This is a genomic window from Qipengyuania algicida (assembly GCF_009828025.1).
GTDB lineage: Bacteria > Pseudomonadota > Alphaproteobacteria > Sphingomonadales > Sphingomonadaceae > Qipengyuania > Qipengyuania algicida.
Genome location: NZ_WTYA01000002.1, coordinates 362,020 through 386,764 on the forward strand (window position 1 = coordinate 362,020; position 24,745 = coordinate 386,764).

The 24,745-nt window shown below is 60.2% G+C and carries 30 protein-coding genes; 13 read left to right on the plus strand and 17 right to left on the minus strand.

The features are described 5' to 3' along the window. Positions 1 to 140 precede the first annotated feature (140 nt). The 7 genes from GRI58_RS04185 to GRI58_RS04215 form a co-directional block, all read right to left on the minus strand. Entirely contained in the window at positions 141 to 797 is a 657-nt protein-coding gene (locus tag GRI58_RS04185) for a DUF4402 domain-containing protein (protein ID WP_160752298.1), read from the minus strand. Positions 798 to 991: 194 nt separating this feature from the next. Beyond that, on the minus strand, positions 992 to 1,951 hold the full coding sequence (locus tag GRI58_RS04190) for a ParB/RepB/Spo0J family partition protein (protein ID WP_160752299.1): 960 nt from the start codon (positions 1,949 to 1,951) through the stop codon (positions 992 to 994). Beyond that, positions 1,948 to 2,736 carry an AAA family ATPase gene (locus GRI58_RS04195; protein WP_160752300.1) on the minus strand — a complete coding sequence of 263 codons (789 nt, stop codon included), beginning with the start codon at positions 2,734 to 2,736 and terminating at the stop codon, positions 1,948 to 1,950. The genes GRI58_RS04190 and GRI58_RS04195 overlap by 4 nt, the downstream gene beginning before the upstream one ends. Next, on the minus strand, positions 2,733 to 3,362 hold the full coding sequence (rsmG, locus tag GRI58_RS04200) for a 16S rRNA (guanine(527)-N(7))-methyltransferase RsmG (protein ID WP_160752301.1): 630 nt from the start codon (positions 3,360 to 3,362) through the stop codon (positions 2,733 to 2,735). The genes GRI58_RS04195 and rsmG overlap by 4 nt, the downstream gene beginning before the upstream one ends. After that, a complete protein-coding gene (gene mnmG, locus GRI58_RS04205) occupies positions 3,359 to 5,182 on the minus strand; it encodes a tRNA uridine-5-carboxymethylaminomethyl(34) synthesis enzyme MnmG (RefSeq protein ID WP_160752302.1) in 1,824 nt (607 codons plus the stop codon). Before mnmG ends, rsmG begins: the two co-directional genes overlap by 4 nt. 58 nt (positions 5,183 to 5,240) lie before the next feature. Then, positions 5,241 to 6,560: a tRNA uridine-5-carboxymethylaminomethyl(34) synthesis GTPase MnmE gene (gene mnmE, locus GRI58_RS04210; RefSeq protein WP_160752303.1), complete on the minus strand. Its 1,320-nt coding sequence runs from the start codon at positions 6,558 to 6,560 to the stop codon at positions 5,241 to 5,243. Further along, the gene (locus tag GRI58_RS04215; RefSeq protein WP_160752304.1) at positions 6,538 to 6,801 is read right to left on the minus strand and encodes a DUF6489 family protein; all 264 of its coding nucleotides are present in this window, start codon (positions 6,799 to 6,801) and stop codon (positions 6,538 to 6,540) included. The genes mnmE and GRI58_RS04215 overlap by 23 nt, the downstream gene beginning before the upstream one ends. A gap of 102 nt (positions 6,802 to 6,903) precedes the next feature. Between GRI58_RS04215 and GRI58_RS04220 the strand changes: the two genes are divergently transcribed. Genes GRI58_RS04220 through GRI58_RS04230 form a run of 3 tightly spaced genes read left to right on the plus strand, consistent with a single transcriptional unit; the run spans position 6,904 to position 9,613 of the window. After that, entirely contained in the window at positions 6,904 to 7,602 is a 699-nt protein-coding gene (locus tag GRI58_RS04220; protein ID WP_160752305.1) for a dienelactone hydrolase family protein, read from the plus strand. 44 nt (positions 7,603 to 7,646) lie between these two features. Continuing rightward, the gene (locus GRI58_RS04225) at positions 7,647 to 9,215 is read left to right on the plus strand and encodes an FMN-binding glutamate synthase family protein (protein WP_419957025.1); all 1,569 of its coding nucleotides are present in this window, start codon (positions 7,647 to 7,649) and stop codon (positions 9,213 to 9,215) included. After that, complete coding sequence (locus GRI58_RS04230) at positions 9,212 to 9,613, plus strand: nuclear transport factor 2 family protein (RefSeq protein WP_160752307.1); 402 nt, start codon at positions 9,212 to 9,214, stop codon at positions 9,611 to 9,613. Before GRI58_RS04225 ends, GRI58_RS04230 begins: the two co-directional genes overlap by 4 nt. A gap of 43 nt (positions 9,614 to 9,656) precedes the next feature. On the opposite strand, the gene rho is transcribed toward GRI58_RS04230, so the two are convergent. The 4 genes from rho to hemE form a co-directional block, all read right to left on the minus strand. Next, positions 9,657 to 10,922 carry a transcription termination factor Rho gene (rho, locus tag GRI58_RS04235; protein WP_160752308.1) on the minus strand — a complete coding sequence of 422 codons (1,266 nt, stop codon included), beginning with the start codon at positions 10,920 to 10,922 and terminating at the stop codon, positions 9,657 to 9,659. Positions 10,923 to 11,096: 174 nt separating this feature from the next. Continuing rightward, positions 11,097 to 11,540, minus strand: coding sequence for a CopD family protein (locus tag GRI58_RS04240; RefSeq protein ID WP_160752309.1), 444 nt, complete (start codon positions 11,538 to 11,540; stop codon positions 11,097 to 11,099). 64 nt (positions 11,541 to 11,604) lie between these two features. Continuing rightward, positions 11,605 to 12,321: a CPBP family intramembrane glutamic endopeptidase, BDIM_20840 family gene (locus tag GRI58_RS04245; RefSeq protein ID WP_160752310.1), complete on the minus strand. Its 717-nt coding sequence runs from the start codon at positions 12,319 to 12,321 to the stop codon at positions 11,605 to 11,607. 4 nt (positions 12,322 to 12,325) lie between these two features. Next, positions 12,326 to 13,351: a uroporphyrinogen decarboxylase gene (hemE, locus tag GRI58_RS04250; RefSeq protein ID WP_160752311.1), complete on the minus strand. Its 1,026-nt coding sequence runs from the start codon at positions 13,349 to 13,351 to the stop codon at positions 12,326 to 12,328. 318 nt (positions 13,352 to 13,669) lie between these two features. On the opposite strand from hemE, the gene GRI58_RS04255 reads away from it, so the two are divergent. The 9 genes from GRI58_RS04255 (at position 13,670) to GRI58_RS04295 (ending at position 19,667) form a co-directional block, all read left to right on the plus strand. After that, positions 13,670 to 14,515 (plus strand): pyruvate, phosphate dikinase/phosphoenolpyruvate synthase regulator, encoded by an 846-nt coding sequence (locus GRI58_RS04255; protein WP_160752312.1) that lies wholly within the window; start codon positions 13,670 to 13,672, stop codon positions 14,513 to 14,515. Next, a complete protein-coding gene (locus tag GRI58_RS04260) occupies positions 14,512 to 15,120 on the plus strand; it encodes a Maf family protein (protein WP_160752313.1) in 609 nt (202 codons plus the stop codon). Before GRI58_RS04255 ends, GRI58_RS04260 begins: the two co-directional genes overlap by 4 nt. After that, positions 15,117 to 15,971 (plus strand): shikimate dehydrogenase, encoded by an 855-nt coding sequence (gene aroE / locus GRI58_RS04265; protein WP_160752314.1) that lies wholly within the window; start codon positions 15,117 to 15,119, stop codon positions 15,969 to 15,971. The genes GRI58_RS04260 and aroE overlap by 4 nt, the downstream gene beginning before the upstream one ends. Then, positions 15,968 to 16,567 carry a dephospho-CoA kinase gene (gene coaE, locus GRI58_RS04270; RefSeq protein WP_160752315.1) on the plus strand — a complete coding sequence of 200 codons (600 nt, stop codon included), beginning with the start codon at positions 15,968 to 15,970 and terminating at the stop codon, positions 16,565 to 16,567. The genes aroE and coaE overlap by 4 nt, the downstream gene beginning before the upstream one ends. A 63-nt stretch (positions 16,568 to 16,630) precedes the next feature. Then, the gene (gene dnaQ / locus GRI58_RS04275; protein WP_160752316.1) at positions 16,631 to 17,344 is read left to right on the plus strand and encodes a DNA polymerase III subunit epsilon; all 714 of its coding nucleotides are present in this window, start codon (positions 16,631 to 16,633) and stop codon (positions 17,342 to 17,344) included. Between the two features lie 89 nt (positions 17,345 to 17,433). Beyond that, a complete protein-coding gene (gene hpf, locus GRI58_RS04280) occupies positions 17,434 to 18,003 on the plus strand; it encodes a ribosome hibernation-promoting factor, HPF/YfiA family (protein ID WP_160752417.1) in 570 nt (189 codons plus the stop codon). 26 nt (positions 18,004 to 18,029) lie between these two features. Further along, positions 18,030 to 18,488 (plus strand): PaaI family thioesterase, encoded by a 459-nt coding sequence (locus GRI58_RS04285; protein WP_419957019.1) that lies wholly within the window; start codon positions 18,030 to 18,032, stop codon positions 18,486 to 18,488. Next, complete coding sequence (locus GRI58_RS04290) at positions 18,485 to 18,823, plus strand: DUF1491 family protein (RefSeq protein WP_337190874.1); 339 nt, start codon at positions 18,485 to 18,487, stop codon at positions 18,821 to 18,823. Before GRI58_RS04285 ends, GRI58_RS04290 begins: the two co-directional genes overlap by 4 nt. A 193-nt stretch (positions 18,824 to 19,016) precedes the next feature. Beyond that, entirely contained in the window at positions 19,017 to 19,667 is a 651-nt protein-coding gene (locus GRI58_RS04295; RefSeq protein ID WP_160752317.1) for a cell wall hydrolase, read from the plus strand. A 19-nt stretch (positions 19,668 to 19,686) separates the two neighbouring features. Here the strand turns inward: GRI58_RS04295 and xth are convergent, their stop codons facing one another. The 3 genes from xth to GRI58_RS04310 are packed head-to-tail and all read right to left on the minus strand — an operon-like array spanning position 19,687 to position 21,262. Continuing rightward, on the minus strand, positions 19,687 to 20,460 hold the full coding sequence (gene xth, locus GRI58_RS04300) for an exodeoxyribonuclease III (RefSeq protein WP_160752318.1): 774 nt from the start codon (positions 20,458 to 20,460) through the stop codon (positions 19,687 to 19,689). Between the two features lie 9 nt (positions 20,461 to 20,469). Continuing rightward, on the minus strand, positions 20,470 to 20,799 hold the full coding sequence (gene erpA, locus GRI58_RS04305) for an iron-sulfur cluster insertion protein ErpA (protein ID WP_160752319.1): 330 nt from the start codon (positions 20,797 to 20,799) through the stop codon (positions 20,470 to 20,472). A 31-nt stretch (positions 20,800 to 20,830) separates the two neighbouring features. Further along, entirely contained in the window at positions 20,831 to 21,262 is a 432-nt protein-coding gene (locus GRI58_RS04310) for a CBS domain-containing protein (protein WP_160752320.1), read from the minus strand. Positions 21,263 to 21,379: 117 nt separating this feature from the next. Between GRI58_RS04310 and GRI58_RS04315 the strand changes: the two genes are divergently transcribed. After that, positions 21,380 to 21,649, plus strand: a complete 270-nt coding sequence (locus GRI58_RS04315) for a hypothetical protein (protein WP_160752321.1) — start codon at positions 21,380 to 21,382, stop codon at positions 21,647 to 21,649. A 7-nt stretch (positions 21,650 to 21,656) separates the two neighbouring features. Here GRI58_RS04315 and GRI58_RS04320 read toward each other — a convergent pair whose 3' ends face one another. From GRI58_RS04320 to GRI58_RS04330, 3 genes are all read right to left on the minus strand, one after another. Beyond that, positions 21,657 to 22,025, minus strand: coding sequence for a (2Fe-2S) ferredoxin domain-containing protein (locus GRI58_RS04320; RefSeq protein WP_160752322.1), 369 nt, complete (start codon positions 22,023 to 22,025; stop codon positions 21,657 to 21,659). After that, positions 22,022 to 24,073, minus strand: a complete 2,052-nt coding sequence (locus GRI58_RS04325) for a S9 family peptidase (RefSeq protein ID WP_237452102.1) — start codon at positions 24,071 to 24,073, stop codon at positions 22,022 to 22,024. The genes GRI58_RS04320 and GRI58_RS04325 overlap by 4 nt, the downstream gene beginning before the upstream one ends. A 121-nt stretch (positions 24,074 to 24,194) precedes the next feature. Continuing rightward, complete coding sequence (locus GRI58_RS04330; RefSeq protein ID WP_160752323.1) at positions 24,195 to 24,728, minus strand: DUF2497 domain-containing protein; 534 nt, start codon at positions 24,726 to 24,728, stop codon at positions 24,195 to 24,197. Between the last annotated feature and the right edge of the window lie 17 nt (positions 24,729 to 24,745).

Below are 24,745 nucleotides of genomic sequence, written 5' to 3' on the forward strand. Positions count from 1 at the left end.
GGAAGGTGTCTGATCCGCAGACCGTGGTAGAGGTCTATGGTTAAGAAGCTTTAAACCCGGCGCTTTTCCGCCACCAAAAGCAAATGGGGGACGCGCTTTTCGCGCATCCCCCATCCTTGTCTCAAGAGGTCCTGGTCGACTTAGTTGTAGTCGACCGAGACGTTGAAAGTGCCCTGATACACGCCGACTGCGGCAGTGCCGGGGATGTTCAGATTGGCGCCAACGGTGAAATAGGCATCCTGCGTTGTCGGATCGAGCGTGATCGTCTTCACCGGGATCGGGTTGCCACTGCCATCGAGCTTGTTCTTCAGCAGCGGGTTGCCCGCGCCGTCATTCTGGATCAGCCCGTTGGCATCGAGTGAAAGTTCCTTCACCGTGGTGTTGCCGATAGCGTTGCTGGTCGGGCTCGACATGGTGAAGGTGTCGGCGGTCAGCGACCCACCCGAACCGTTGGTAAGCGTCGCTGCGAGCGGCAGGTCGACACGGACCTGCTTGCCACCCTGTCCCTCGACATGGAACTGCGCGCCCGACGTCACGCCGGTGCAAACGAGACCCGTCGGGCAAGCCACCTGCATCGTGCTGGGGTCGAGCGTCAGAGTGTAGTTGCCGGTGTTGTTCGAGATGATGAGATCACCGAAGTCGAGCACGCTGCCGGCGACTTTGGTCAGCTTGAGCGCAGCGAGAATTTCAGCCCGAGCGTCCGCAGATGCGGTCTGCTGGGCAGCAGCCGGTGCAGCCGTACCGAGCACGGCAGCGAAAGCCAGCGCCGCAGCGCTGAAACGAATCGGATTGGTCATGGTCTGTTTTGTCCCTGTAGTCTTGATCCCTGGACGGAAAGGGCCTGATCCTTCCTCTCCGCCGGACAAGCTGATCCCTCGTCCGTGGAACTACTTATGAGCCGCAGGGTTCAGCTTTCATGTGCAGATATGGTTAATTATCGCTGACCAGCTGCAGGGACCGTCGGTGAGACAAGGTCAAACACACAATAAAGCTATAAATCTCCGCCGGTTAGCCGCTGGCAAATGAGATCGAGCTGATCCAGCGTGCGATAGTTTATCGTTACCGCACCCTGATTTGGCGAGCTTCCGGTCTTGATTCTTACGGGCAGGCCAAGGAAATCTTCGAGATGGCCTTGCACTGCAGCGATGTCCGCATTGTCTGACGGACTAGGCTGATTCTCCGACGATTTCGGGGTCGATTGGCGCGGCTTTCGGGTGAGCCGCTCCATTTCGCGCACGGAAAGTTTCTGATCGACCGCTTTTCTCGCGAGCTCGACCGCATCGTCACGTCCGACCAGCGCGCGTGCATGGCCCATGCTCAGCGCGCCTCCTTCCACCAGAGCCAGTACCGATTCAGGCAGGCCCAGCAGACGCTGGAAATTCGCCACGTGGCTGCGCGATTTATCGACCAGTTCGGCGATTTCGCTCTGGGTAAGATTTTCCTGCTCGGCGAGCCGCTGATAAGCCCGCGCCTCTTCGACGGGATTGAGATCCTCGCGCTGCAAATTCTCGATCAGCGCCAGGGTCATGACGTCACGGTCGTTGAGATCGCGGACGATCGCCGGGATTTCATGCAGCCGCGCTCTTTGTGCGGCACGCCAGCGACGTTCGCCCGCGACAAGCTGATAGCGCCCAGCCCCGCGCGGTCGAACGATAATGGGCTGGATGACCCCGCGCGCCTTGATCGAGCTGGCGAGCTCATCAAGAGCATCCTCGTCGAAATGTGTCCGGGGCTGCCCGGGAAGAGGGGAGATCGAGGCGATATCCAGTGATTTCAGACCTTTAGCATCGTCACGCTGAGGTGCTTGCGTGGTCTGCGGGTCGGTAGTGTCGTCGTTCGACATCCGCATGACCGGTTCGTCGCGCCGCACTTCACCCAACAGGGCATCGAGCCCTCGGCCGAGTTTCTTCTTCTGGCCGGAGAGCTTCTTTGTGTCGGTCGTATCGCTCATGCGGCTTTCCTCTTCTCGGGCAGACGGCCGATCAATTCGCGAGCGAGCGCAATATAGGCACGGCTGCCAGCGCATTCATGGTCGTAGATCAATGCCGGAAGTCCATGGCTGGGCGCCTCCGACAGGCGAACATTGCGCGGGATCACCGTCTCGAACACAAGCTTTCCAAGGCAATCGCGCACGTCATCGGCGACCTGATCGGTCAATCGGTTGCGGCGATCGAACATCGTCAGGACGATGCCGATGATCCCGAGGTCCGGATTGAAGCGTTCCTGCACACGTTCGACCGTCTGCAGCAGCTGGCTCAATCCTTCCAGCGCAAAGAATTCGCACTGCAGTGGAACAAGCAATGTGTCGGCAGCGCCCAGGGCATTGAGCGTAAGCAGGCCGAGCGATGGCGGGCAGTCGATAAAGCAGATTTCCGGCTGCTTGTATGCCGGATCGGTCCGGTTCAATGCTTGCGAGAGACGCGACGTCCGGTCCTCTACCGATACCAGTTCGACCTCGGCGCCCGAGAGGTCTTGTGTCGCCGGAATGATCTGGAGATTGGGGATATCGGTATCCTGGGCCGCTTCATGGATTGCCGCATCGCCAATCAGAATATCATAGCTGGACGTTTCGCGGGATCCTGAATGGACGCCAAGTCCGGTGGATGCGTTGCCCTGCGGGTCGAGATCGATCAGCAGAGTGCGCGAGCCTGTGGCCGCCATAGCCGTGGCAATATTGATCGCCGTGGTGGTCTTGCCCACACCGCCCTTCTGATTCGCGATGGCAATGGTAATCACGACCTTATCTCCGCCTTGCCACTTCCTACGAGTATCCCAGCACTTGCGTCTGTTTGCGACTGTTTCACGTGGAACATTTGCTGCAATCGACGCGGTAACTCCTGCCATTCTTGCGCCGCCGACTGCCCTTTGGGCAACACCCAGATGGTGTCGCTTGTGGAGAACCGTGCGGACAAGTCGATCAACTTGGGAAGTGGGGCAAATGCGCGCGCACTGATAACATCGGCTCTAAAGCCAGAAACCGATTGCAGTGTCGAGCCCACCACGCGCGCTCGCACGAGACCGAGCGATTGCACCATATTCTCAAGCCAAATTATTCGCTTCTTTCGTGATTCAACCAAAGTTACATTAAATTCGGGTCGCATGCAGGCGATCACGAGACCGGGAAATCCGGCGCCGGAGCCCAAGTCGATCCATTCGGGTTCGCTAAGCGGTACGAAATCGAGCAATTGGGCGGAGTCGGCAAAGTGGCGCTGCCAGATGTGCTCCAGGCTGGCGCTCGAAACGAGATTCTGATGTCGGTTTTCCTCAGCTAGCGCCTCGGCAAATCGATCCAGTCTCGCCATCGCCTTAAAGTCGCTGCGTTGCGCCACGAAGCGTCGCGCCTGATCTTCGTCTTCTATCACGCCTCAGTCCGCTCAAATTTGCGGACATGGACCATGACGGCGGCGAGCGCTGCGGGTGTGACGCCGGAAACTCGGCTTGCTGCAGCCATGTTGGCAGGTCGGCTAGCGCTCAACTTTTCGATCATTTCGTTGGACAATCCGGGGACATCGCCAAAACGGAAATCATGTGGGATGCTTTGTTCTTGGCCCGCTTTCAGATCACGCAATTCACGGTCCTGCCGGGCAAGATAGGGGGCGTAGCGTATGTCTTCGACCACTTCGGACAGCAGCGGTAGATCGGCATAATCGGGGAAATGATCGACCATAGCATCGAGATCCATCTTTCCCGCCGAAATCCATTCCTCAAGGCTGCGCTCCCCCGCATTGGTTTCACGTGAAACACACTGGGTACTCATCGTCTCGACCAGCGCCGACTTGCGAAGTTCCCGATGTTCGTACCATTGCGTCCGCTCGGATCCGACACAACCCAGCGCAATGGCTTTGGGTGTCAGGCGACTGTCGGCATTGGACGCGCGCAAACGCAGGCGATATTCGGCGCGCGAAGTTAACATACGATACGGCTCGGTTACCCCCTGCAAGGTGAGGTCGTCGACCATCACGGCAAGATACGCTTCCGCCCGATCGAGTTGCAAAGGCGAGCGATCCAGCGCGGCGCAGGCGGCTTGTAGCCCCGCCACCAGGCCTTGCGCCGCAGCCTCTTCATAGCCGGTCGTGCCGTTGATCTGGCCGGCACAATATAACCCAGTTAGCCCCCGCATCTGGAGATCCGCCCCCAGCGAGCGCGGGTCGACATGATCGTATTCCACCGCATAACCCGGCGCGACCATCTCGACGTCGGCGAGACCATCAATGCTGCGGAGCATGGCGAGCTGCACATCGACCGGGAGCGATGTGCTGATACCGTTCGGATAGACCAGATGGGTTGCCAGCCCCTCAGGTTCGAGGAAGATCTGGTGGCCGTCGCGGTCGCCGAAGCGATGGATCTTGTCCTCGATCGACGGGCAATATCTCGGGCCCTGCGCGTCGATGGCGCCTGAAAACAGTGGTGATCGGTCGAGTCCGCTACGCACGATGTCGTGCGTTTGCTCGTTCGTCCGCGTGATCGCACAGAACACCTGCGGATTGCCGCGGCGTTCGGTGAGCGAAGACATCGTCCAGTCCTCGCGGTCGGACGGTTGCTCCGCAAGTTGACTCCAGTCGATGCTTCGGCCGTCGAGGCGCGGCGGCGTGCCAGTCTTGAGGCGAGCCATGGCTGGGACCACTTCTCGCATCTGCTGTGCAAGCCGTAAGGAACTTGCCTCGCCCCAGCGCCCACCCTCGAGCCGCTCTTCGCCCCGGAAAAGCACGCCGCCAAGAAAAGTCCCCGTGCACAGAACAATTCGATTTGCCGAGATCAGCCGACCATCGCGCATTTCCACCCCGGTGACGGCAGAACCTGCAATCGATAGAGCAGCTGCTTCACCTTCAATGAGCGACAATCCACTCTGACGCCGAACCATCGACTGCACCGCGCGCTTGAACAGCACACGGTCCGCCTGCACGCGCGGTCCCCATACCGCGCTGCCCTTGGAGCGGTTGAGCATCCGATAATGGATCGCTGCAGCGTCGGCAGCCTTTGCGATGATCCCATCGAACGCATCGACCTCACGGACCAGATGGCCCTTACCCAACCCACCGATAGCGGGGTTGCAGCTCATTGCACCGATGGCTGCAAGATCGAAACTGACCAAAGCGGTGCGCGCACCCATTCGCGCGGCCGCGCAAGCAGCTTCGACGCCGGCATGACCGCCGCCTATGACAAGAACATCGAAATCCGGCATTTGTGGCCGCATTAATACGCGCCAGCTGCACAGTCAAAAGCCTGTTTCACGTGAAACATCACTTTCCGATGCAAAAGCGTCCAAACAGCTGGTCAAGCATGTCCTCTGTCGACGATTGTCCGAGCAAGCGATCGAAACACACGCGCGCCTGACGCAAGCTCTCACCGACAAGCAAACCGTCCTCGCCCTCGCAAACGCCTTGCAGCGACTCAAGCGCCTGCCCGACGAGCGTGGCCTGCCTTGCATTGAGTGCTGCGCTACCCGCCTTCGGCAACAAAAGTCTGGCGCGCTCGATCAAATCTCTTTCCAGTTCTCGAACGCCCAAACCGGTTACGGCTGAAACTGTGTGGTCGGGAGCAGATTTGCGCACACAATCGCTCGCATCCGCCCGAGACTGAATTTCGATAGCGTCCGCCGGTCCCTGACCCTCCGATCCGAGCCAAAGGACGATGTCCGCTGATTTCAGCTGATCCTTCGCACGGTCGATACCGATCGTCTCCACCGGATCATCGCTCTCGTCACGCAGACCGGCCGTATCGACCAGCACGAAGGGTATGCCTGAAAATGCAATCGAGCGCTCGATCGCATCGCGCGTGGTCCCGGCAACAGGAGAAACTATGGCCGCCCCATCCTGAACCAAAGCATTGAACAGGCTCGACTTCCCCGCATTGGGAGGACCGGCCAGCACAACCCGTATGCCCTCGCGCAAAATTTCGGCGCGAGGGCGTTCAAGCCACTCGCGCATATCGGCTCGAACATCCTCCAAACGCTGCCAGAATGCTGCGCTCAAATCCTGCGCATCATCTTCGTCGGCAAAATCGAGCACCAACTCGACCTCTGCCGCCAGTTTTAGCACCGTATCGCGCCACTCGCGGGTCTTCCGGGACAATGCCCCTCCCGCCCCGGCCTGTGCTGCCAAACGCTGCATTTCGGTTTCAGCTGAAAGCAGGTCAGCAAGACCTTCGGCCTGAGCCAGATCGATGCGGCCATTGGCAAAGGCACGCCTGGTAAATTCACCCGGTTGCGCCTCCCGCAGCCCCGTCATCTGTGCCAAAGACTTGGTTACAGCAGAAACTACTGCCCTCCCCCCATGGCACTGCAGCTCCGCGCAATCCTCTCCCGTGGCGCTCGCCGGACCGGGAAAGTATAATACGAGAGCGGAATCGAGAAGATCGCCATTGCCATCCCGAAGATCGCGCAAGACAGCCCGCCGGGCCGGCGGCATCGACCCTGTCAATCGTTGCAGTGCGATCCCTGCACTGGGCCCGCTTATCCGTATGACACCGATAGCGGCAGGCGGAAGCCCGCTCGACAGCGCAAAAATTGTATCCGGAACGAAGTCGGTCGAGGATCCGTCAGTCGGACTGAGAGGGTGCATCCTTGCCCTTTGTCCGCGCAGCAGAGGCGCCTTCCATAAAGCTCTGGAACAGCTTGAAACCCGCCTGACCCATAGGCGCGAGCTGGCGCGCATAATCCTGCAGCTTTTCGGTGTCCGACACGCCCTGCATCGCTTTCGACATCATGTCGACGTAGACATCATTGGCCTTGCCCACATCGGGCAGCCCCATGAAGCTACGCGCCTCTTCCGGCGTACAATCAATTTCGACATGGACCTTCATGGCGCTTTCTCCGTTAGGCTTAGGCAAGGTCTTACTTGGGTTTGCCACAAGCACAAGACAAGCTAGGCCACATCTTCAGCACACCAAGGGAGTTCCCATTCCATGAGCGAGACCGTGACGATAGAGACGCTGGACCACGCTGGCACCTTTTCGGCCTATGTCGCCAGACCTGCAGGCGACCCGTGCGCCGCCATCGTCGTTATCCAGGAGATCTTCGGGGTCAACGCCGGGATCAGGCGCAAGTGCGACAAGCTCGCCGAAGACGGTTATCTCGCGGTAGCGCCAGATCTGTTCTGGCGGCTTGAACCGGGAATCGAACTCGATCCCGACGTCGAACCCGAGTTCCAGCGCGCGCTGGAATTGATGGGCAAATTCAATCAGGATGCGGGCATCCGCGACATCGAGGCGACTATCAAGTGGGCGCGCAACACCACCAACGGCAAGAAAGTCGGTGCGGTGGGATACTGCCTCGGCGGTCGACTTGCCTATATGACCGCCGCGCGCACCGATAGCGATGCATCGGTCGGCTATTACGCGGTCGGCATTGACGGACTGCTGGGTGAGAAGCACGCCATCTCCAATCCGCTCATGCTCCACGTCCCGACCGAAGACGGGTTCGTCGATAAAGAAACGCAGAAGAAGATGCACGAAGGGCTGGACGATCATCCCAAGGTCACCCTCCACGATTACGAAGGCATGGATCACGGTTTCGCAACCGAATTCGGCAAGCGCCGCAATGAGGCCTGTGCCGAAAAGGCCGACCAGCGCACGAGCGCCTTCTTTTCCGAGCACCTCGGCTGATGGCTGTCCCTTCCGCGCACAAACCCCCCTCGTCCCAGATTCTGATGCGGTTTGGCCTGCCGGTAATCTTACTGGCCGTAAGCGCCGCTTTGATCGCTTTGCAGTGGTATTGGGGGCTGATCGTCACCGTACCGCTGCTCCTCATTGCGGTGATCGATTTCTTCCAGGACGAACACTCGTTACGACGCAACTATCCGCTGCTCGCACGCGTGCGGTGGATAATGGAGGGCCTCCGGCCCTATCTGCGCGCCTATATTGTCGAGAGCGACCTCGACGGCCGACCCTTCAACCATGATGAACGTGCGCTGGTCTATGCCCGCGCCAAGGGAGAGCTGGATGCGCACCCCTTCGGCACCGAGCTCGACGTCTATTCGGAGGAATATGAGTGGCTCGCCCATTCGATCGCGCCCAACAAGGATGCGCAAAATGACTGGCGCGTGCACGTCGGTACCAGCCAATGCGCGCATCCCTATGATGCTGCGCTGCTCAACATCTCGGCAATGAGCTTCGGTGCCTTGTCCGCCAACGCCATAGAGGCGCTCAACAAGGGCGCGGCGGACGGCAATTTCTATCACGACACCGGGGAAGGCGGCTTGTCGCGCTATCACAAGTCGCACGGCGGTGATCTAGTCTGGGAAGTCGGCAGCGGCTATTTCGGATGCCGCAACAAGGATGGCAGTTTCGACCGTGCGAAATTTGCCGAAACCGCTTCGATCGAACAGGTCAAGATGGTTGAAATCAAGCTCAGCCAAGGCGCGAAGCCCGGTCATGGCGGCTTGCTGCCGGGCGGCAAGGTCACCGAGGAAATTGCCGAGGCACGCGGTGTCGAAAAGGGCGAGGATTGCCTCTCCCCGCCGGGACATTCGACATTCTCGACCCCCATCGAGCTGGTCGAATGGGCAGCAGACCTGCGTGAGGCATCCGGCGGCAAGCCGGTCGGCATAAAGCTGTGCGTCGGCAAGCCGCATGAGGTCTTTGCGGTAATGAAGGCGATGCTCGAAACCGGTATCCGGCTCGATTACATCGTCGTGGACGGCGCCGAAGGCGGCACCGGCGCGGCACCGGTCGAGCTCTCCAACCGCGTCGGCATGCCGCTGCGCGAAGGGTTGATCCTCGTGCGCAACGCGCTCGTCGGCACCGGACTGAAAGACGAAATCAAGCTCGCCGCTTCGGGCAAGGTGCATTCCGGCGCCGGGCTGGCCACGAACATGGGGCTGGGCGCAGACTGGTGCAATGCGGCGCGCAGCTTCATGTTTTCATTGGGCTGCGTGCAATCGATGAAATGCCACACCGACACCTGTCCGACCGGCATCGCAACCCAGGATCCCACCCGCCAGCGCGGTCTGGTGGTCGAGGACAAGGCAGAGCGTGTCACCCGCTTCCAGCGCCAGACCCTCAAAGCGTTGCGCGAGATGGTTGTCGCGATGGGTCTGGATAACCCGTGGGAAATCAAGCCGTCCCATATCAGCGAACGGCAGAACAGCGCCCATTCCGACACGATCGACCATATCTACCGATTCCTTGAGCCCGGCCAGCTGCTTGCCGATGCGTCGAGCACGCAATACGAACGCTACTGGAATGCAGCGAGCCCGCAGCAGTTCAGGGGGATATGATGGGTGCACAGGCAGGCCTCAAGCGCTGGCATGCGGTAATCGAAGGCGGCAGCGATCCGCAGGCTCTGGCCGAGATTATCCGTGACGACGCAGTGTTCCATTCCCCTGTCGTCCACACCCCGCAACAAGGACGCGCCATCGTGGTCGCCTATCTCGCGGCCGCAGGGAAAACGCTCGGCAACGACAGCTTCTCCTATGTCCGTGAACTGATCGACGGCGAGAACGCTATGCTAGAGTTCACCACCGAGATGGACGGTATCCACGTCAACGGCATCGACCTGATCCGCTTCGATGAAAACGGCATGATCGCCGATTTCAAGGTGATGGTGCGCCCGTTGAAAGCGGTGAACAAGGTGTGGGAAATGATGGCCGCGCAGTTGGAGCGGCAGAAGTCTTAGTAAGCTTGGGGGCACAAGGACCATGCGCCCCCAATGCTCTCGATTACTGATTCATCGTCGCGAAGAAATCTTCGTTGGTCTTTGAATCCTTCATCTTGTCGAGCAGGAATTCCATCGCGTCGATCGTGCCCATCTGCATGAGAATGCGGCGCAGCACCCACATCTTGGTGAGCTTGTCCTTCTCAACCAGCAGCTCTTCCTTGCGGGTGCCGGACTTGCCGACGTCGAGCGCGGGGAAGATGCGCTTGTCGGCAACCTTGCGGTCGAGCACGATTTCGCTGTTACCGGTGCCCTTGAACTCTTCGAAGATGACCTCGTCCATGCGGCTGCCGGTGTCGATCAGCGCAGTGGCGATGATCGAGAGTGAGCCACCCTCCTCGATGTTGCGCGCCGCGCCGAAGAAGCGCTTGGGCCGCTGGAGCGCATTGGCATCGACACCGCCGGTCAGCACCTTGCCCGAGCTGGGCACCACGGTGTTGTAGGCGCGGCCGAGGCGGGTGATCGAATCGAGCAGGATCACCACGTCCTTCTTGTGTTCGACCAGACGCTTGGCTTTCTCGATCACCATTTCGGCGACCTGGACGTGACGCTGCGCGGGTTCGTCGAAGGTCGAGGAAATCACTTCGCCCTTCACCGAACGCTGCATGTCGGTGACCTCCTCAGGCCGCTCGTCGACCAGAAGCACCAGCAGGAACACTTCCGGATGGTTGTCCGTGATCGCCTTGGCGATGTTCTGCAGCAGCACCGTCTTACCTGTGCGCGGCGGCGCAACGATCAGCGCGCGCTGGCCCTTGCCCTGGGGCGAAATGATATCGATCACCCGCGCCGACTTGTCCTTGACCGTCGGATCGAGCGTGTCGAGCGACAGCTTTTCTTCGGGATACAGCGGCGTCAAATTGTCGAAATTGGTCCGATGGCGGACCTGTTCGGGATCTTCGTAATTGACGCTGGTTAGCCGGGTCAGTGCGAAATAGCGCTCACCCTCGCGAGGTGCACGGATTTCGCCTTCGACGGTGTCCCCGGTGCGCAAGCCCATTTTGCGGACCTGATTGGGCGAGACGTAGATATCATCGGGGCCGGCGAGATAGTTCGCCTCGGGCGAGCGGAGGAAGCCGAAGCCGTCCTGCAGCACCTCGATGGTGCCGATACCCATGATCTTTTCTTCGTAGTCCTCGTCTTCGGCGAGCTCACGCAGAATGCAGAACATCAGGTCCTGCCGGCGCATGGTCGAAGCGCCTTCGACGCCCAGTTCCTCGGCCATCGAGACCAGCTCTGCTGGCGGTTTCGCTTTGAGATCTTTAAGATGCATTTGTTTTTTATTCCAAAAGGGTAGGTTGGCCGGCAGGTCTTGTGGGCTTTGGGAAAGCAGACCCGGTCCAGACGTGATGCGGGACGAGTGCCGTTAATGAGATGCGTAAAATAGGATCGCTACGCGGTAGCGTCAATCGCCTTTCCGCGATTAGCCGAAAGGATCATCGCCCTGTCAGAACGGTCTGACGACCACCAGCACCACGATCAGCGCCAACGCAATGCCAGGGACTTCGCCCCACATCCTCAACTGCTTCTCACTCAACGGACGTTCGCCGCGGCCCATCTTCTTCGCCTGAGCGACCATCCAGCCATGATAGCCCGAGAGAGCCAGCACGATGGCGAGCTTGGCGTGCAACCACGGCTCGCTCCACGCACCGATCGCAGCCGCAAGCGCAATACCGAGAATCCAAACCACGATCAGGCTGGGGGTGAGGATGATACTGCGCAGCTTGCCCATGCGATGCGCCCATTTCGCCTCCTCCGCAGACCCTGGCGCAGTATCGAGACAATAAATCATCTGGCGCGGCAGCATGAACAGCCCCGCCATCCAGAACACCACGAAAATGATATGGCCGGCCTTGAGCCAGAGATAGGTCATCGAAAGCACATCCTGCATGGGCGGGCTGATACACTGTTAGGTCAAACAGTCTCAAGCATCATATCGCAACATTGCCGATCCGTCACACGATCAGCGAAATTGCATTGCCGAAGTTATGCATCACGACTGGCAACACCACGCTGCCGCTACGCAAGCGCAAATAGACCGCGATAAAAGATGGCAATGCAGTAAGCGCCATAATCATCGGATCGAAAGCAAGCTGACCATTTGAATAGCTGAACGCATGAGCCAGGCCGAACAGGGCACAGGACAGCACCGCGCCCCAACCCCAATCGACGCCGAGGATGCGTACTCGTCCGCGAAATGCCTGATCGAGCGCGAACAGCAACAGGCCACGATAGAAGCATTCCTCTTCAAAACCGGGCATGGTGAGCTGGAACGCAATAGTCTCATGGCTTGCCGGGCCGCTCGGAAAAACAAACGCCAGCACCACGAAAAACGCGCAATAGATCACCAGCACCGGAAACGTCGCGCGCAGGCTGCCTGGCTTCTGCCTCAACGTAATACCGCAACGACCCCAGTTTAACGCCGGCAGGCTGGCGATCATCAGCGTGGCGGCAAGCGCAAGAATCTTGCCCTGCCAGTTCCATTCGGCCGAAGGCAGAAGATTGGGCAGCACGCCATAAGCACGGGTAAGCAAGGCATCGTTGATCAGCACCAGCACAGCTGCCACCAGCAGCCAGCCGAAGGAAAAATCCTTTCGGCTGCTCAACCCCAGCACCACTCCCACGGTCAGCAACATCACCTCGATCAAGGCGATGGAGATCAATCCGTCCATTCATTTATCTTTCCCAACTCCGAACCGCAGCGATCAACCGCTCGACGTGGGCAATCGGAGTATGCTGGCCGATCCCGTGACCAAGATTGAACACATGCGGGCGATCGGAAAACGCCTGGAGGATGTCCCGCGTCCGCCGTTCCAGCGCATCCCCCCCTGCCAGCAGAAGCAGCGGGTCGAGATTGCCTTGCACCGGCATCCCGTTGGGCAATTCGCGCGCGACCCAGACCGGATCGAGCGTTTCGTCGATCCCGACCGCATCGACCCCGGTTTCTCGCGCATAAGCGACAAGTTTCTCGCCCGAACCCTTGGGAAAACCGATCACCGGGACGCCGGGCCGTGCCTCATGCACCCGCGTCGCCAGCCGGGCATTGGGTCCAATGACCCAGCTTTCGTACTGATCGGGAGCAAGGCTGCCTGCCCAGCTGTCGAACAATTGCACCGCTTCGACCCCGGCATCGATCTGGCCGAGCAGATAATCGAAAGTTGCATTCTCCAATGCATCGACGAGCGATTGGAAGGCTGCAGGATCGCGGTACGCAAGCGCGCGTGCATCACCCTGGTCCTTCGAGCCCTGCCCAGCGATCATGTAGGTCGCGACGGTCCAGGGCGATCCGGCAAATCCCAGCATGGTCGTTTCCGGACCCAGCTCTGCGCGGGTGAGGCGAACCGTCTGGTAGATCGGATCGAGCCGTTCCGGCACTGCCTCGAGTGCCTGCCATGCACCATCGACAAGGGGCGGCGCCAGCCGTGGGCCCTCGCCCGCTTCGAACCACAGATCCTGACCCATGGCATGGGGAATCACGAGTATGTCGGAGAACAGGATTGCCCCGTCGAAACCGAACCGCCTGATTGGTTGCAACGTGATTTCTGCTGCCGCCTCAGGATCATATGCCAGCGCAAGAAAGCCACCCTTTTCTGCACGCAACTCCCTGTATTCCGGGAGATAACGGCCCGCCTGACGCATCAGCCAAAGCGGTACTTTTGGACCGATACGTCCGTTCAGAGTGTCGATGAGCAATCCGGGCATGGCGTGTGTTCAACCAAATAATAAGTAATTTTAAAAGGGATGATGGAGTCTGTTGGCCCTGTGGAAATCGGGGATTGCGGCGATCTGCCGGATTTTCCCAGCGATGAACAGTCCGCAGCTGGTCGCGAATCGCGAACTTCCTTGAGTCGAGTCAAACTTATCCGGCTTGTCCCCAGCCTGTCGATGATCGCGCAATCTGTCCAAAACTTGCTGTAGCGATTGGCCGATAACGGGGAGCGAATCCTGTCCCGAACTTGTCGTCAGCTGCATCCCATGGTTTATGCCGGTAGTTCTCCACAAGCGCACCGCCGGGGTTTCGTGAAACGCATCCATCTCCATCTGATGTCCGATTCGACCGGCGAGACGCTGGAGATGATCGCCAAGGCGGCGCTCGCGCAATTCGAGAACGTCGACGTTGTCCGCCATTTCTGGCCCATGGTGCGCTCGCGTCAGCATCTCGACCGGATCGTGCCCGAAATGACCAGCAATCCGGGACTGGTGCTCTATACCCTGGTGAATGCCGATACCCGCCAACGGTTGGAGGAGCACTGCCGCCACCTCGCGCTCCCTGCGGTTCCGGTGCTCGATCAGGTGACCGAAGCGCTGGAAGTCGCGCTTGGCCAGGAGGCGCATGGCCGCCCCGGGCGCCAGCACCTGATGGACGATGCCTATTTTCGCAGGGTCGAGGCGATTCAGTTCACCATCGCACACGACGACGGGATCGGGCATGAGGAATGGGAGGAAGCCGATATCTTGCTCGCCGGCGTTTCCCGTTCGTCGAAAACCCCGACCAGTATCTATCTTGCCAACCGCGGCTACAAGGTCGCCAATATCCCGCTGGTTGTCGAAAGCCCGCCCCCACCTGCTCTTTATCAGCTCAAGCATCCCATGGTTGTGGGTCTGACAAGTTCCCCCGATCGGCTGGTGCAGATACGTCGCAATCGGTTGCTGACGCTCAACCAGCAGGCGCGCACGGCCTATGTCGATGGCGAGAGGGTCAAGGCAGAAGTGGCATTTGCGCGGCGATTGTTCGCCGAGAACGGCTGGCCGGTGATCGATGTGACGCGCCGGTCGATCGAGGAGACTGCTGCAGCGATCATCAAGCTTCTCGGTGAACACGAGCGCGAACAGCCCGGCCGTTTCGAAGGGGTGAAGCCCATATGAGTGTGTCCCTGTCGCGGGAGGAAGTCATCCTTGCGTCGAACAGCGCCTCGCGCCGGGCGATGCTGGAGCAAGCCGGGGTGGCGTTCCGCAGCATCCCGGCAGACATCGACGAACGCGCAATAGAAGAGGAACTCGGCGCAAGCGATCCGGCGGAAGTGGCGCAGGTGCTCGCTGCGGCAAAGGCCGCACCTGTGTCGATCGATCATCCCGAACAATGGGTATTGGGCAGCGATTCTCTGGTCGAAGTCGATGGGCAAAGGTTCGATAAGCCGCAGAGCCGCGAACAGGCAGCTGAGCATTTGCGGTTCTTTTCCGGCAAGGTGATGACTTTGCACAGTGCGGCGTCGCTGGCGCGCGGGGGCAAGATTGACAGGATGACGAGCGATTTCGCCCGGCTTGCGGTGCGCGAACTCAGCGAGGATTTCATCTCATCCTATCTCGATGCCGAGTGGCCCGCAGTGGCCGGTTGCGTGGGCGTGTTCCGGATCGAGGCGGCAGGCGTGCAGCTGTTCGAGAGCATTCGCGGCGATCAGTTTACCGTGCTCGGGATGCCGCTGCTCGGCGTGCTCGATGCACTGCGCGAGCGCGGGGTGCTGCTCGCGTGACACACTATGCCGAAGTGATCGGCGATCCGATAGCGCAGTCGAAATCTCCCGCGATTCACAATTTCTGGCTCGGCAAGCTGGGGGTGGAGGCGGAATACCGTGCCGAGCGTGTCGCCGACGGACAATTGGAGTCCTATCTCTCCCGGCGGCGCGGCGATGCGGACTGGCTGGGATGCAATGTAACCATGCCGCTCAAGCTGGCGGTTGCGTCATTGCTCGACCGGATCGAACCGCGTGCGCAAGCGGTCGGGGCTATCAACACGGTGTTCCGCGGCGAGGATGGCGCGCTGGTCGGCGACAACACGGATATTGTCGGCTTTCTCGAACCGCTGGAGCGCGAACTGTCGCAGCAGCATCTTTTTCGCATGGCGCGGATTATCGGGACCGGCGGTGCGGCTCGGGCGATCGTTTTCGGGTTGGCGAAGCAGGGATTCACCCTCGTCCTTGCCGGACGCAACCCTGCAAAGGCGCGTGCCCTGCTCGACGAGCTGGCGCCATCGGGCGAGCATCATGCGATCGATCTGGCGCATTTCGCCGATGCGACCGATTTTGCCTTCGATGACCGCGAAGGCTGTTTCGACCTCGTGGTGAACGCCTCGCCACTGGGAATGCGCGGCCAGGCCCAACTCGCCTTCGACTGGAGCCACGCCCCGCCCGGCAGTATTGCCTATGACATCGTAACCGACCCGACCGACACCTCTTTCCTCGCCAATGCTCGCGCCGTCGGTTTGCAAACGATCGACGGACTCGCAATGCTGATCGGGCAGGCCGACCATGCGTTCCGGCATTTCTTTGGGGTGCAACCTCCGCGCGAACATGATGCGGAGCTGCGCGAGCTGCTGCTCGGATGAATAAGCCGCTCATCCTCGGGCTCACCGGTTCGATCGGCATGGGCAAATCGACCGTCGCGGCGATGTTCGCCGATGAAGGCGTGCCGGTTTTCGATGCCGATGCCGAAGTGCGCGCGATGCAGGTGCCGGATGGAGAGCTGCTTGCTGCGATAGAAGTTGAATTCCCCGGCACAACTGGCCCCGAAGGCGTCGACCGTCAGGCGCTGGGCGCACTGGTATTTGGCAACAGCGAGGCGCTCGCGCGGCTCGAGGCGATCGTGCATCCTGCAGTTGCCCGCCGCCGCGCCGCCTTTCTGGCCGATCATTCCGACGATCCAATTGTCGTGTTCGACATACCGCTATTGTACGAAAAGGGCGGGCATGAGGCAGTGGACCGAATCGTGGTCGTTACCGCACCCGCTGCTGTCCAGCGCGAGAGGGTATTAGCAAGGGCGGGAATGAGCGCGGAAAAATTTGCGCATATTCTGAAGATCCAGACTCCTGACGCCGAAAAGCGTGCCCGCGCGGATTTCTGCATCGATACGGGAGTTTCGCTGACCGAAACACGGCAGCAGCTGCGCACATTGATCGATAAACTGCGGGCTGAGCTACGCTAGGCGGCGGCATTAGGTAGTTGCGAGCCCTTGCACTCACGCGACAAGAAGCGCAGATATATTGCGATGCGCGAAATCGTATTCGATACCGAGACGACCGGGCTTGACCCCCGAACCGGCGACCGGATGGTGGAAATCGGTTGCATCGAGATGGTCAATCTCGTGCCTACCGGCGAAACGTTTCATGCCTATTTCAATCCCGAGCGTGACATGCCTGCCGCTGCCGAAGCGGTCCACGGCCTTTCGGCAGCGTTCCTGTCGGACAAGCCGCTGTTTCGTGACGGTGTGTCGGCATTGCTCGATTTTCTCGGCGATTCACCCCTCGTAGCGCACAACGCAGGGTTCGATTTCGGTTTCCTCAACGCTGAACTGGCGCTGTGTGCGCTCGATCCGCTGGGCACCGACCGGATGGTCGACACCGTCGCGCTCGCCCGCAAACGCCATCCCGGAGCCAAGCTCTCGCTCGACGCATTATGCACGCGCTACGGCATTGATCGCAGCCATCGCGTCAAGCATGGCGCCTTGCTCGATGCGGAACTCCTTGCCCAGGTTTACGTCGAGCTGCGCGGCGGGCGGCAGATCGGTCTCGAACTCGCTGCCGAAGCTGCATTGGGAATCGATACCGGCACAGGTACGGACGATCAGCGATCCGCGTTCAATCTTGGTCCGTCTCAGCGCAGCGAGCGTCGTGCGCCTCGCCCCCATGTGCCGAGCGCGGAAGAAATGGTGCGGCATCGCGCCTTCATCGAGCAGATGGAGAACGCGCTCTGGAGCACCTGAGGTCGGGCACTCGAAGTCGGCTTCTGCGTTGAGGAGATACAGGGGTGAGCGGCCGGCAAACCGGCAAATCGACAGGAGAAAACAACAATATGGATATCCGCGTCTCGGGACATCAAATCGATACCGGCGAGGCCTTGCAGGCCTATGTGGCCGACCGTCTCAACGCCATGGTCGAGAAGTATTTCAACAAGGCACTCACTTCGCATGTTACTTTCGGCAAGGGTGCACATGGCTCCTTCACCAGTGATATCGTAACCCACGTCAATCGTGGCCTGATCCTCAAGAGCCATGGCGATGCGCAGGATGTTCATCTCAGTTTCGATCAGGCGGCGGAAAAGCTCGACAAGCAATTGCGGCGTTACAAGCGCCGAATTCAGGATCGCCACGAGCAGAGTGCCTATTCGGCGGAGGAAGAAGAGGCGGCCTATCGCATCTTCGCCGCGTCAGCCGAGGACGGTGCAGACAGCGAATCGGTCGATGCGCCGCCGATCATTGCGGAGACGACTGCGGACGTTCCGGAAGTGAGTGTAGCCGATGCGGTAATGATGCTCGATCTGCGCGATACAGGGGCATTATTGTTCAAGAATGCCGGGACAGGACATCACAATATGGTCTATCGCCGCCGCGACGGGTCGATCGGCTGGGTCGAGCCGCGCTGAACCAACCACTGGCGGGAGGGTAACTGGTGTCGGACGAAAGCGGTGCGGAACGGCATTTCCGTGCGCTGGAGCGCCTGTATGCTTCGGCGCCGATCAACCGGTTATTCCTCTCCCGCCTTGCCATCCCTGAAGAGGGGCAATCGCGGATTGCATTCAGCGTGCGAGAAGACGTTTATCACGCCGCGGGCGCCGCGCATGGAACGATTTATTTCAAGATGCTGGACGATGCGGCTTTCTACGCGGCCAATACGCTCGCGACTGACCGCTTTTTGCTGACGACTTCGTTCAATCTGCATTTCACCAAGCCTGTTCGGGCGGGTGAAGTGATTGCCGAGGGGCGCTGGGTCAGCGGGCGCAAGCGCGTCTTCGTAGCCGAATCGCGGCTGGTGGATGCTCAGGGCGATGAGATCGGTCGCGGCACCGGCACCTTCATGCGCAGCCGCATTCCGCTTTTCACCCTGCCCGGCTACAGCGTTCAGCCGTGAGCGAGGCACGTCTGCCGTCCCATCTGATGGTCTCCGGGCTGATCCGCGCAACGCAAACCGCTGGTGGCTTTGGTACGGTTATTTCCAAGGGAGACAGGGACTCCGGTATCGTACTGATTTTAACTATGGAACGTGGCGAAAACATAAGATTATGGGAGCGGATGCCGCGGCTCGACGGAACCCGCCCCTTTTTGGTATCAAAGACACAAAACGTTGATAAAAAACAAGAATTCGAAGAATATTTGCGCAAAAGGATCGCTCAGGACCCCGATAGCTGGCTAATCGAACTGGATGTCCCGAATGCGGAACGCCTGATCGCGGAGTCGACCGGTTAACTTGACTTGATTTCATTTGCGACTATTTGCGCGCCCACTTCGGTGCGTAGGCGACGAGTGCAACAATACGGTTGCAGGGTCAGCACGCAGTCGGGGTTCGGCCGGCAGGCCGCCAAGGATCGGAACCGATGCGTCAACCACGCGCCCGATCACGCCCTGCGCAGGTCCGTTCACCGCCGATGAACACGGGATCATGCTTCGTAAGACTGTTTTTCTCGGCGTGGCCGCTTTGGCCGCGTCCACTGCACTTACTCTGACCGGCGGCGAAAGTTCCCTCGCGCGCGCGGCCGGAATCGATAATCAGCCAGCAGTCGCGCTCCCGGGCGAATCCCCGGTTGAGACGCGCTTCGTGACCAAGGAAGTGGTTCAGCCTCTTCCGGCGGAAGACGATGTGAAGGCGCTGGCCGACGGCGACAGCAAGGCAAGCAGCCTCCGCCAATTGGTATCACGCGTTTCGGACGACCGTCAGGTGCTGTCGAAGAATCTCCAATGTCTGGCCGGTGCGGTCTATTTTGAATCGCGCGGCGAACCGCTTGCGGGCCAGCTTGCGGTGGCGCAAGTGATCGTCAATCGCGCCGCGTCGGGGCAGTTCCCTTCAAGCTATTGCGGGGTCGTTCGCCAGCCCGCCCAATTCAGCTTCGTTCGGCACGGCCGGATACCCACGGTTCGCAAGCACTCGGCCGCTTGGCGCCGGGCAAAAGCCATTGCGCGGATCGCGCATGAAGGGCTGTGGGACAGCAAGGCCGCCGACGCGCTCTATTTCCACGCCAAATATGTGAGCCCCCGTTGGAGCAGTCGTCATCAGGCGATGGCAACGATCAATAGCCATATCTTCTATCGCTGAAACTTGAAAAGATCGCGGATCAGCCGGTGATCTCGACCCAGACGGGGGCGTGATCGCTGGCTTTTTCGCGCCCGCGATAGTCCTTGTCGACGCCGGTTGCCTTCATACGATCAGCCAGTTCGGGCGACAGCAGCAGATGATCGATTCGGAAACCGTGGTCGCGCTGCCATGCACCCGCCTGATAGTCCCAATAGGTCCAGACACCGCCGCGCGGATTGAGTGTGTCGATCGCATCGGTCCAGCCATCGCCGAGCAACTGCGCATAGGCATCGCGCGATTCAGGCTGCATCAACGCATCGCTGGCCATCGCTTTGGGTGACCAGACGTCCTTGTCTTCCGGGATCACATTGAAATCGCCGAGCACAATTGCGGGAATTTCCTGCGTCCATAATTCGGTCATGCGAGCGCGCAGCCGCGCCATCCATGCAAGCTTGTAATCGAATTTCGGCCCCGGTTGCGGATTACCGTTGGGCAGATAAATGCACGCAATCCGCACCCCGTTTACATCCGCTTCGAGATAGCGCGACTGCTCGTCATCGGGGTCGCCGGGCAAGCCGCGCTGCACCTCTACCGGCTCCACGCCATCGGCCAGAATGGCAACGCCGTTGAAGCTCTTCTGCCCGTACCAGATGGCCTTGTAGCCGATCTTCTCGAATTCCTCGACCGGGAAGCCTTCATCCTGGCTCTTGATTTCCTGCAGGCACGCAACGGTGGGCCGCGTCTCCTCCAGCCATTCGAGGAGCCGTGGGAGGCGCGCTTTGACGCCGTTGATGTTGAAGGACGCTATTCGCATCCTACCCGCTTAGATGCCGAAGCTGGAACCGCAACCGCAACCCGCGGCTGCTTGCGGATTTTCGACCCGAAATGCCGCACCTCCGAGCGATTCGACGAAATCGACGGTGCTTCCTGCCACCAGATCGAGACTCACCGGGTCGACCACCAGTCGCACGCCTTCCGTCTCGCTCACCGAATCGTCGTCTTCAGGCGCATCGGCGAGGTCGAACTTGTACTGGAAGCCCGAACACCCCCCGCCCTCCACCGAAAGGCGCAGGATCGCCGGCTTCGCCTGTTTGGCGGCGATGGCCGAAACGCGCTTGGCGGCAGCCGGGGTGAGAGTGAGCATAACTGACATGGACCTAATCTAGGAGGCGCGCACGCCACTCTCAAGCAGTACGAATGTAATCGCGCATCGCTTCGGCCTCATGGCTGATCTGCTCGAGCCGCGCCTTAACCAGATCTCCGATCGAAACGAAACCGCAGAGTTTGTCGCTTTCGACCACTGGCAAGTGGCGAATCCGCCGCCGCGTCATCAGCGCCAACGCCTCGTCCGAGGTAGTATCGCGTGTGACTGTGATGGCGGGCGCTGTCATTACTTCGCCGACCGCCCGGCCAAGGCATAATTCGCCTTCATCGGCGAGCCGGTAGATCACATCCCTTTCGGAAAATATCCCGGCGACCTGATCTTGCATGATCACGGGCAATGCACCGATCCGTTTCGATGCAAGCAGGGCAATCGCCTCGCGCACCGGCATCGATGCACTGCAGGTAACGATGTCCTTGGCCGTCTGGCCCTCGATGAGTTTGCCGATCAGCATCCTGATTTCTCCCCTTCTTGATGGAAGAGAGAATGCCACTTTTTCCCGTGCATTGCCATGGTCTCGGCGCATGAGCCTGTCATTGCGCCGCGTTTTCGCGCATATGCTGATCCCGCCATGCCCAGCAAGTCACCTCTCGACGATCCGGAAACTGCCGCCTACGCGTGGCGGCGTTTTCGTCGGCTGATGTTGCTGGTGGCAGCGACGACCGCCGTTACCATCGCCGTGGCATTGCTATGGTTGCACAGCCTCACAGAGCCGGTTTCGATTCATTACTACATCGCCGCTGCGCTCGGTATTGGCATCACCATGATGATGGGTGGTGCACTGATGGGGCTGATGTTCCTGTCGAGCGGCACCGGCCACGACGATTCGGTCGAACGATAAGGTTTGTTCAATCGCGGCTGGAGAGGCGAAAGTCCTGCACCGGAACGCCGCCGATCAGATGTTCCTGAATAATCCGCTCCAGAACTGGCGGCGAGCAGGAATGATACCATACGCGGTCCGGCCACACGACCGCGACCGGTCCGGCGGCGCAGATCTGCAGGCAATCGGCCTTGGTCCGCTGGACGCCGCCCTGCCCGGCAATGCCGAGTTCCTTGAGCCGCCGCTTGAGATAGTTCCACGCTTCCTTGCCTTCCTCCCAGTTGCAGCATTTCTGCTTTTCCGAGAGCGCGCACAGGAAAATGTGGCGAGAGACCGTCTCGCCGCCGATCTTCGCGAGTGCGTCGCCAGCTTTTGACAGTTCGCCCCTCTGACTCATGGCTTGAGCCAGCGCGCCAGCCATTTGAACACGGTCTGGTGCCATTGGAGCGAGTTTCTGGGCTTGAGCACCCAGTGGTTCTCATCCGGGAAGACCAGCAGCTCGCCGGGAATATTGCGCATCTGCAAGGCGGTGAAAGCGGCGATGCCCTGAGTATAGGGAATACGGAAATCCTGCTGCGAAGTCACCACGAGCATCGGTGTCTGCCAATTGGCGACATAGTTGGCGGGATTCCATTTCTCGTAAGCTTCGGGATCCTCGAAATAGAACTTCCCGCCATGTTCCCATTTGTCAAACCACAGTTCGTCGGTTTCATAGGCCATGGCCCGCGCATCGAACACGCCGTCATGCTGGACCAGGCATTTGAACCGGTCGGGCCATTGCCCCTCGAACCAGTTCATCATGTAGCCGCCATAGCTTGCCCCCATGGCGCAGGCGCGGGTGCCGTCGATCTGCGGGTCTCCGGCAAGTGCGGCGGCGAGGCCGAGCTTTAGGTCAACCAATGGTTTGCCGCCCCAGTCCTGATTGATGCTGTTGGTGAAGGCCTGCCCGTATCCGGTCGATCCATGGAAATCGATCGAGATCACCGCATAACCCTGGCTTGCCAGCACGCGCGGATTCCATCGGCTCGACCAGCTGTCGTCGAAGCTGCCCTGCGGGCCGCCATGGACGTAGAGGATCGCCGGGATCTGGCCGGAGACATGCTCGGGCTTGGTGATCTGCCCCCAGACGGTATCACCCCCGGCCCCGGCAAAATGGAAACGCGTGGTCACGATCCCGGCAAGCTTGCCGATCGTAGAGGTGGCGACATCACTCATGGGCTTGGCCTGGTGCCAGTCGCGCGACAGGAACAGCTCGGCGGGTGCGCCGATCGAATCGCGCGTGAACAGCAGGCGGCCACTCGAAAGCGGGATGACATTGCCGATATGCGCTTCATTGCCTGCCATCAGATCGAGCTTCACCACCGTGCCGGTGCGCGGATCGATGCGGAAAGCGGGCTTGTCGAGCGTATCCTGGGCAGTCGCGACCAGCCAACGGCCATCGGATGTCCACGCCAGCGATCCGACCGAGCGATCCCAGTTTTCGGTGAGCGGCGTGACGGTCCCGGTCTTCAGATCACGGATCTGGACGACTTGCCGATCCGATTCATACCCCGGCCGCTGCATCGCGACATAGGCGAGGTAGCGCCCGTCCGGCGACGGTGTCGGCAGCATGTCGGTGGCGTCGTTGAACACGGTGATATCGAGCGGCGCATTGCCCGACAGGTCGGAATGCCAGATGTCGAAATTTGTCGACTGCGGCTCTTTGGTATCGGCGCGCTTGGCGACGAAATAGATGCTCTTGCCGTCGGGCGCCCAGGCGATGTCCTCGCTACCGCCGAAAGGCATTGTGGGCGTGTTGCCGGTCAGTGCGCCGGGGCCGGTAGGACCATCGAGCGGCACGCCCTTTCCGGTGACCTGTCCATCCGAAAGGTCATAAGCGAACACGCGGTTTACGGTTCCGGGCGACTGCCACACATCCCAGTGGCGCACGAAACCGTCGCTGGTCTTGTAAAGGCGGCCATCGCCGGGACCGGGACTTTCGCCCGACCCGTCCTGCTTGCAGCCGAAGCCGGGACAATCGCGGGCGATGTCGGCCCACACGGCGATCTTGTCGCCGGTCGGGCTGACCGAAAATCCATCGACCGGCTTGCTGAAGGTGCTGACCTGCTGTTTGTCCGCCACGCTGCCGTCGCTTTTGACGTGGGCACGCCAGACCTGGCTCGCCGAATCCCTGCCATCGGCCAGAAAATAGAGCCAGCCATCCTTGGCGAAACTGGCCGAACCGGCGCCGTCGAGACCATCGATCTTGACCGGTGCAGGTGCGTCAGCGGCCAACGAGCGGACATAGAGCGCGGTCGTTCGCTGATACGTCTCGGGATCGGTCGTCGTCACCGGGAATACCACAAGGCTGCCATCGGAAGAGGCCGTCGGCACGCCCAGACGAGGCATGGTGACGAGATCCTGCGCTCTCATCGCCGGGCGATCCTGCGCTGCCACGCTCGCCATCGGGCAAGCCACGGCCAACAGCGACACGATACCGGAAAGGCCGGTGATGAAAGTTGGGATGGGCCCGGTTCGCACAATCATACGCTGCGGTCTATCCACGCGCAGAGGCAAAGTTAAGCCTTCAGCCGCGTTTGCCCGCAATCCGCGCGATTTCCGCCTTCACCAGTTCCTCCACCATCGGCGGTAGATGCTCATCGAGCCACTTCGCGAGCATCGGTCGCAGCAATTCCCGCGTAAGCTGTTCGAGCGAGGTTTCACCCGATCGCACGATGCGTGGCTGGGCGCCCGGCTGCGACAGCATGGCCAGCGCGGCAAGGTTTTCGCGCATGGCAGAGCGCGTGGTTTCGCCGGTCAGCGGTTCGTTGTCATCGATATCGTGATCTTGCGGCGCGGCGGTTTCGTCCTCGTCGGACCAGTTTTCATCATGTTCCATGGCGCTCGTCTCGTCCTCGGCAAAGGCAATCATCGCATCCGGCGCGAGTTCGAGGACTTCGTCTGCCCCGTCTTCGCTGACCTGTTCAGCGGGTTCTCCGACCGGGGCATTGCGCTGAGTCGCGAAAGGACGGCGTGCGTCCATCTCGGCGCCATCGCGCGAGATCACTTTCTTGATCGACTGCAGAATTTCCTCGACCGATGGTTCGCCCGGCTGGTGCATACTCCGCCCCCGAAATA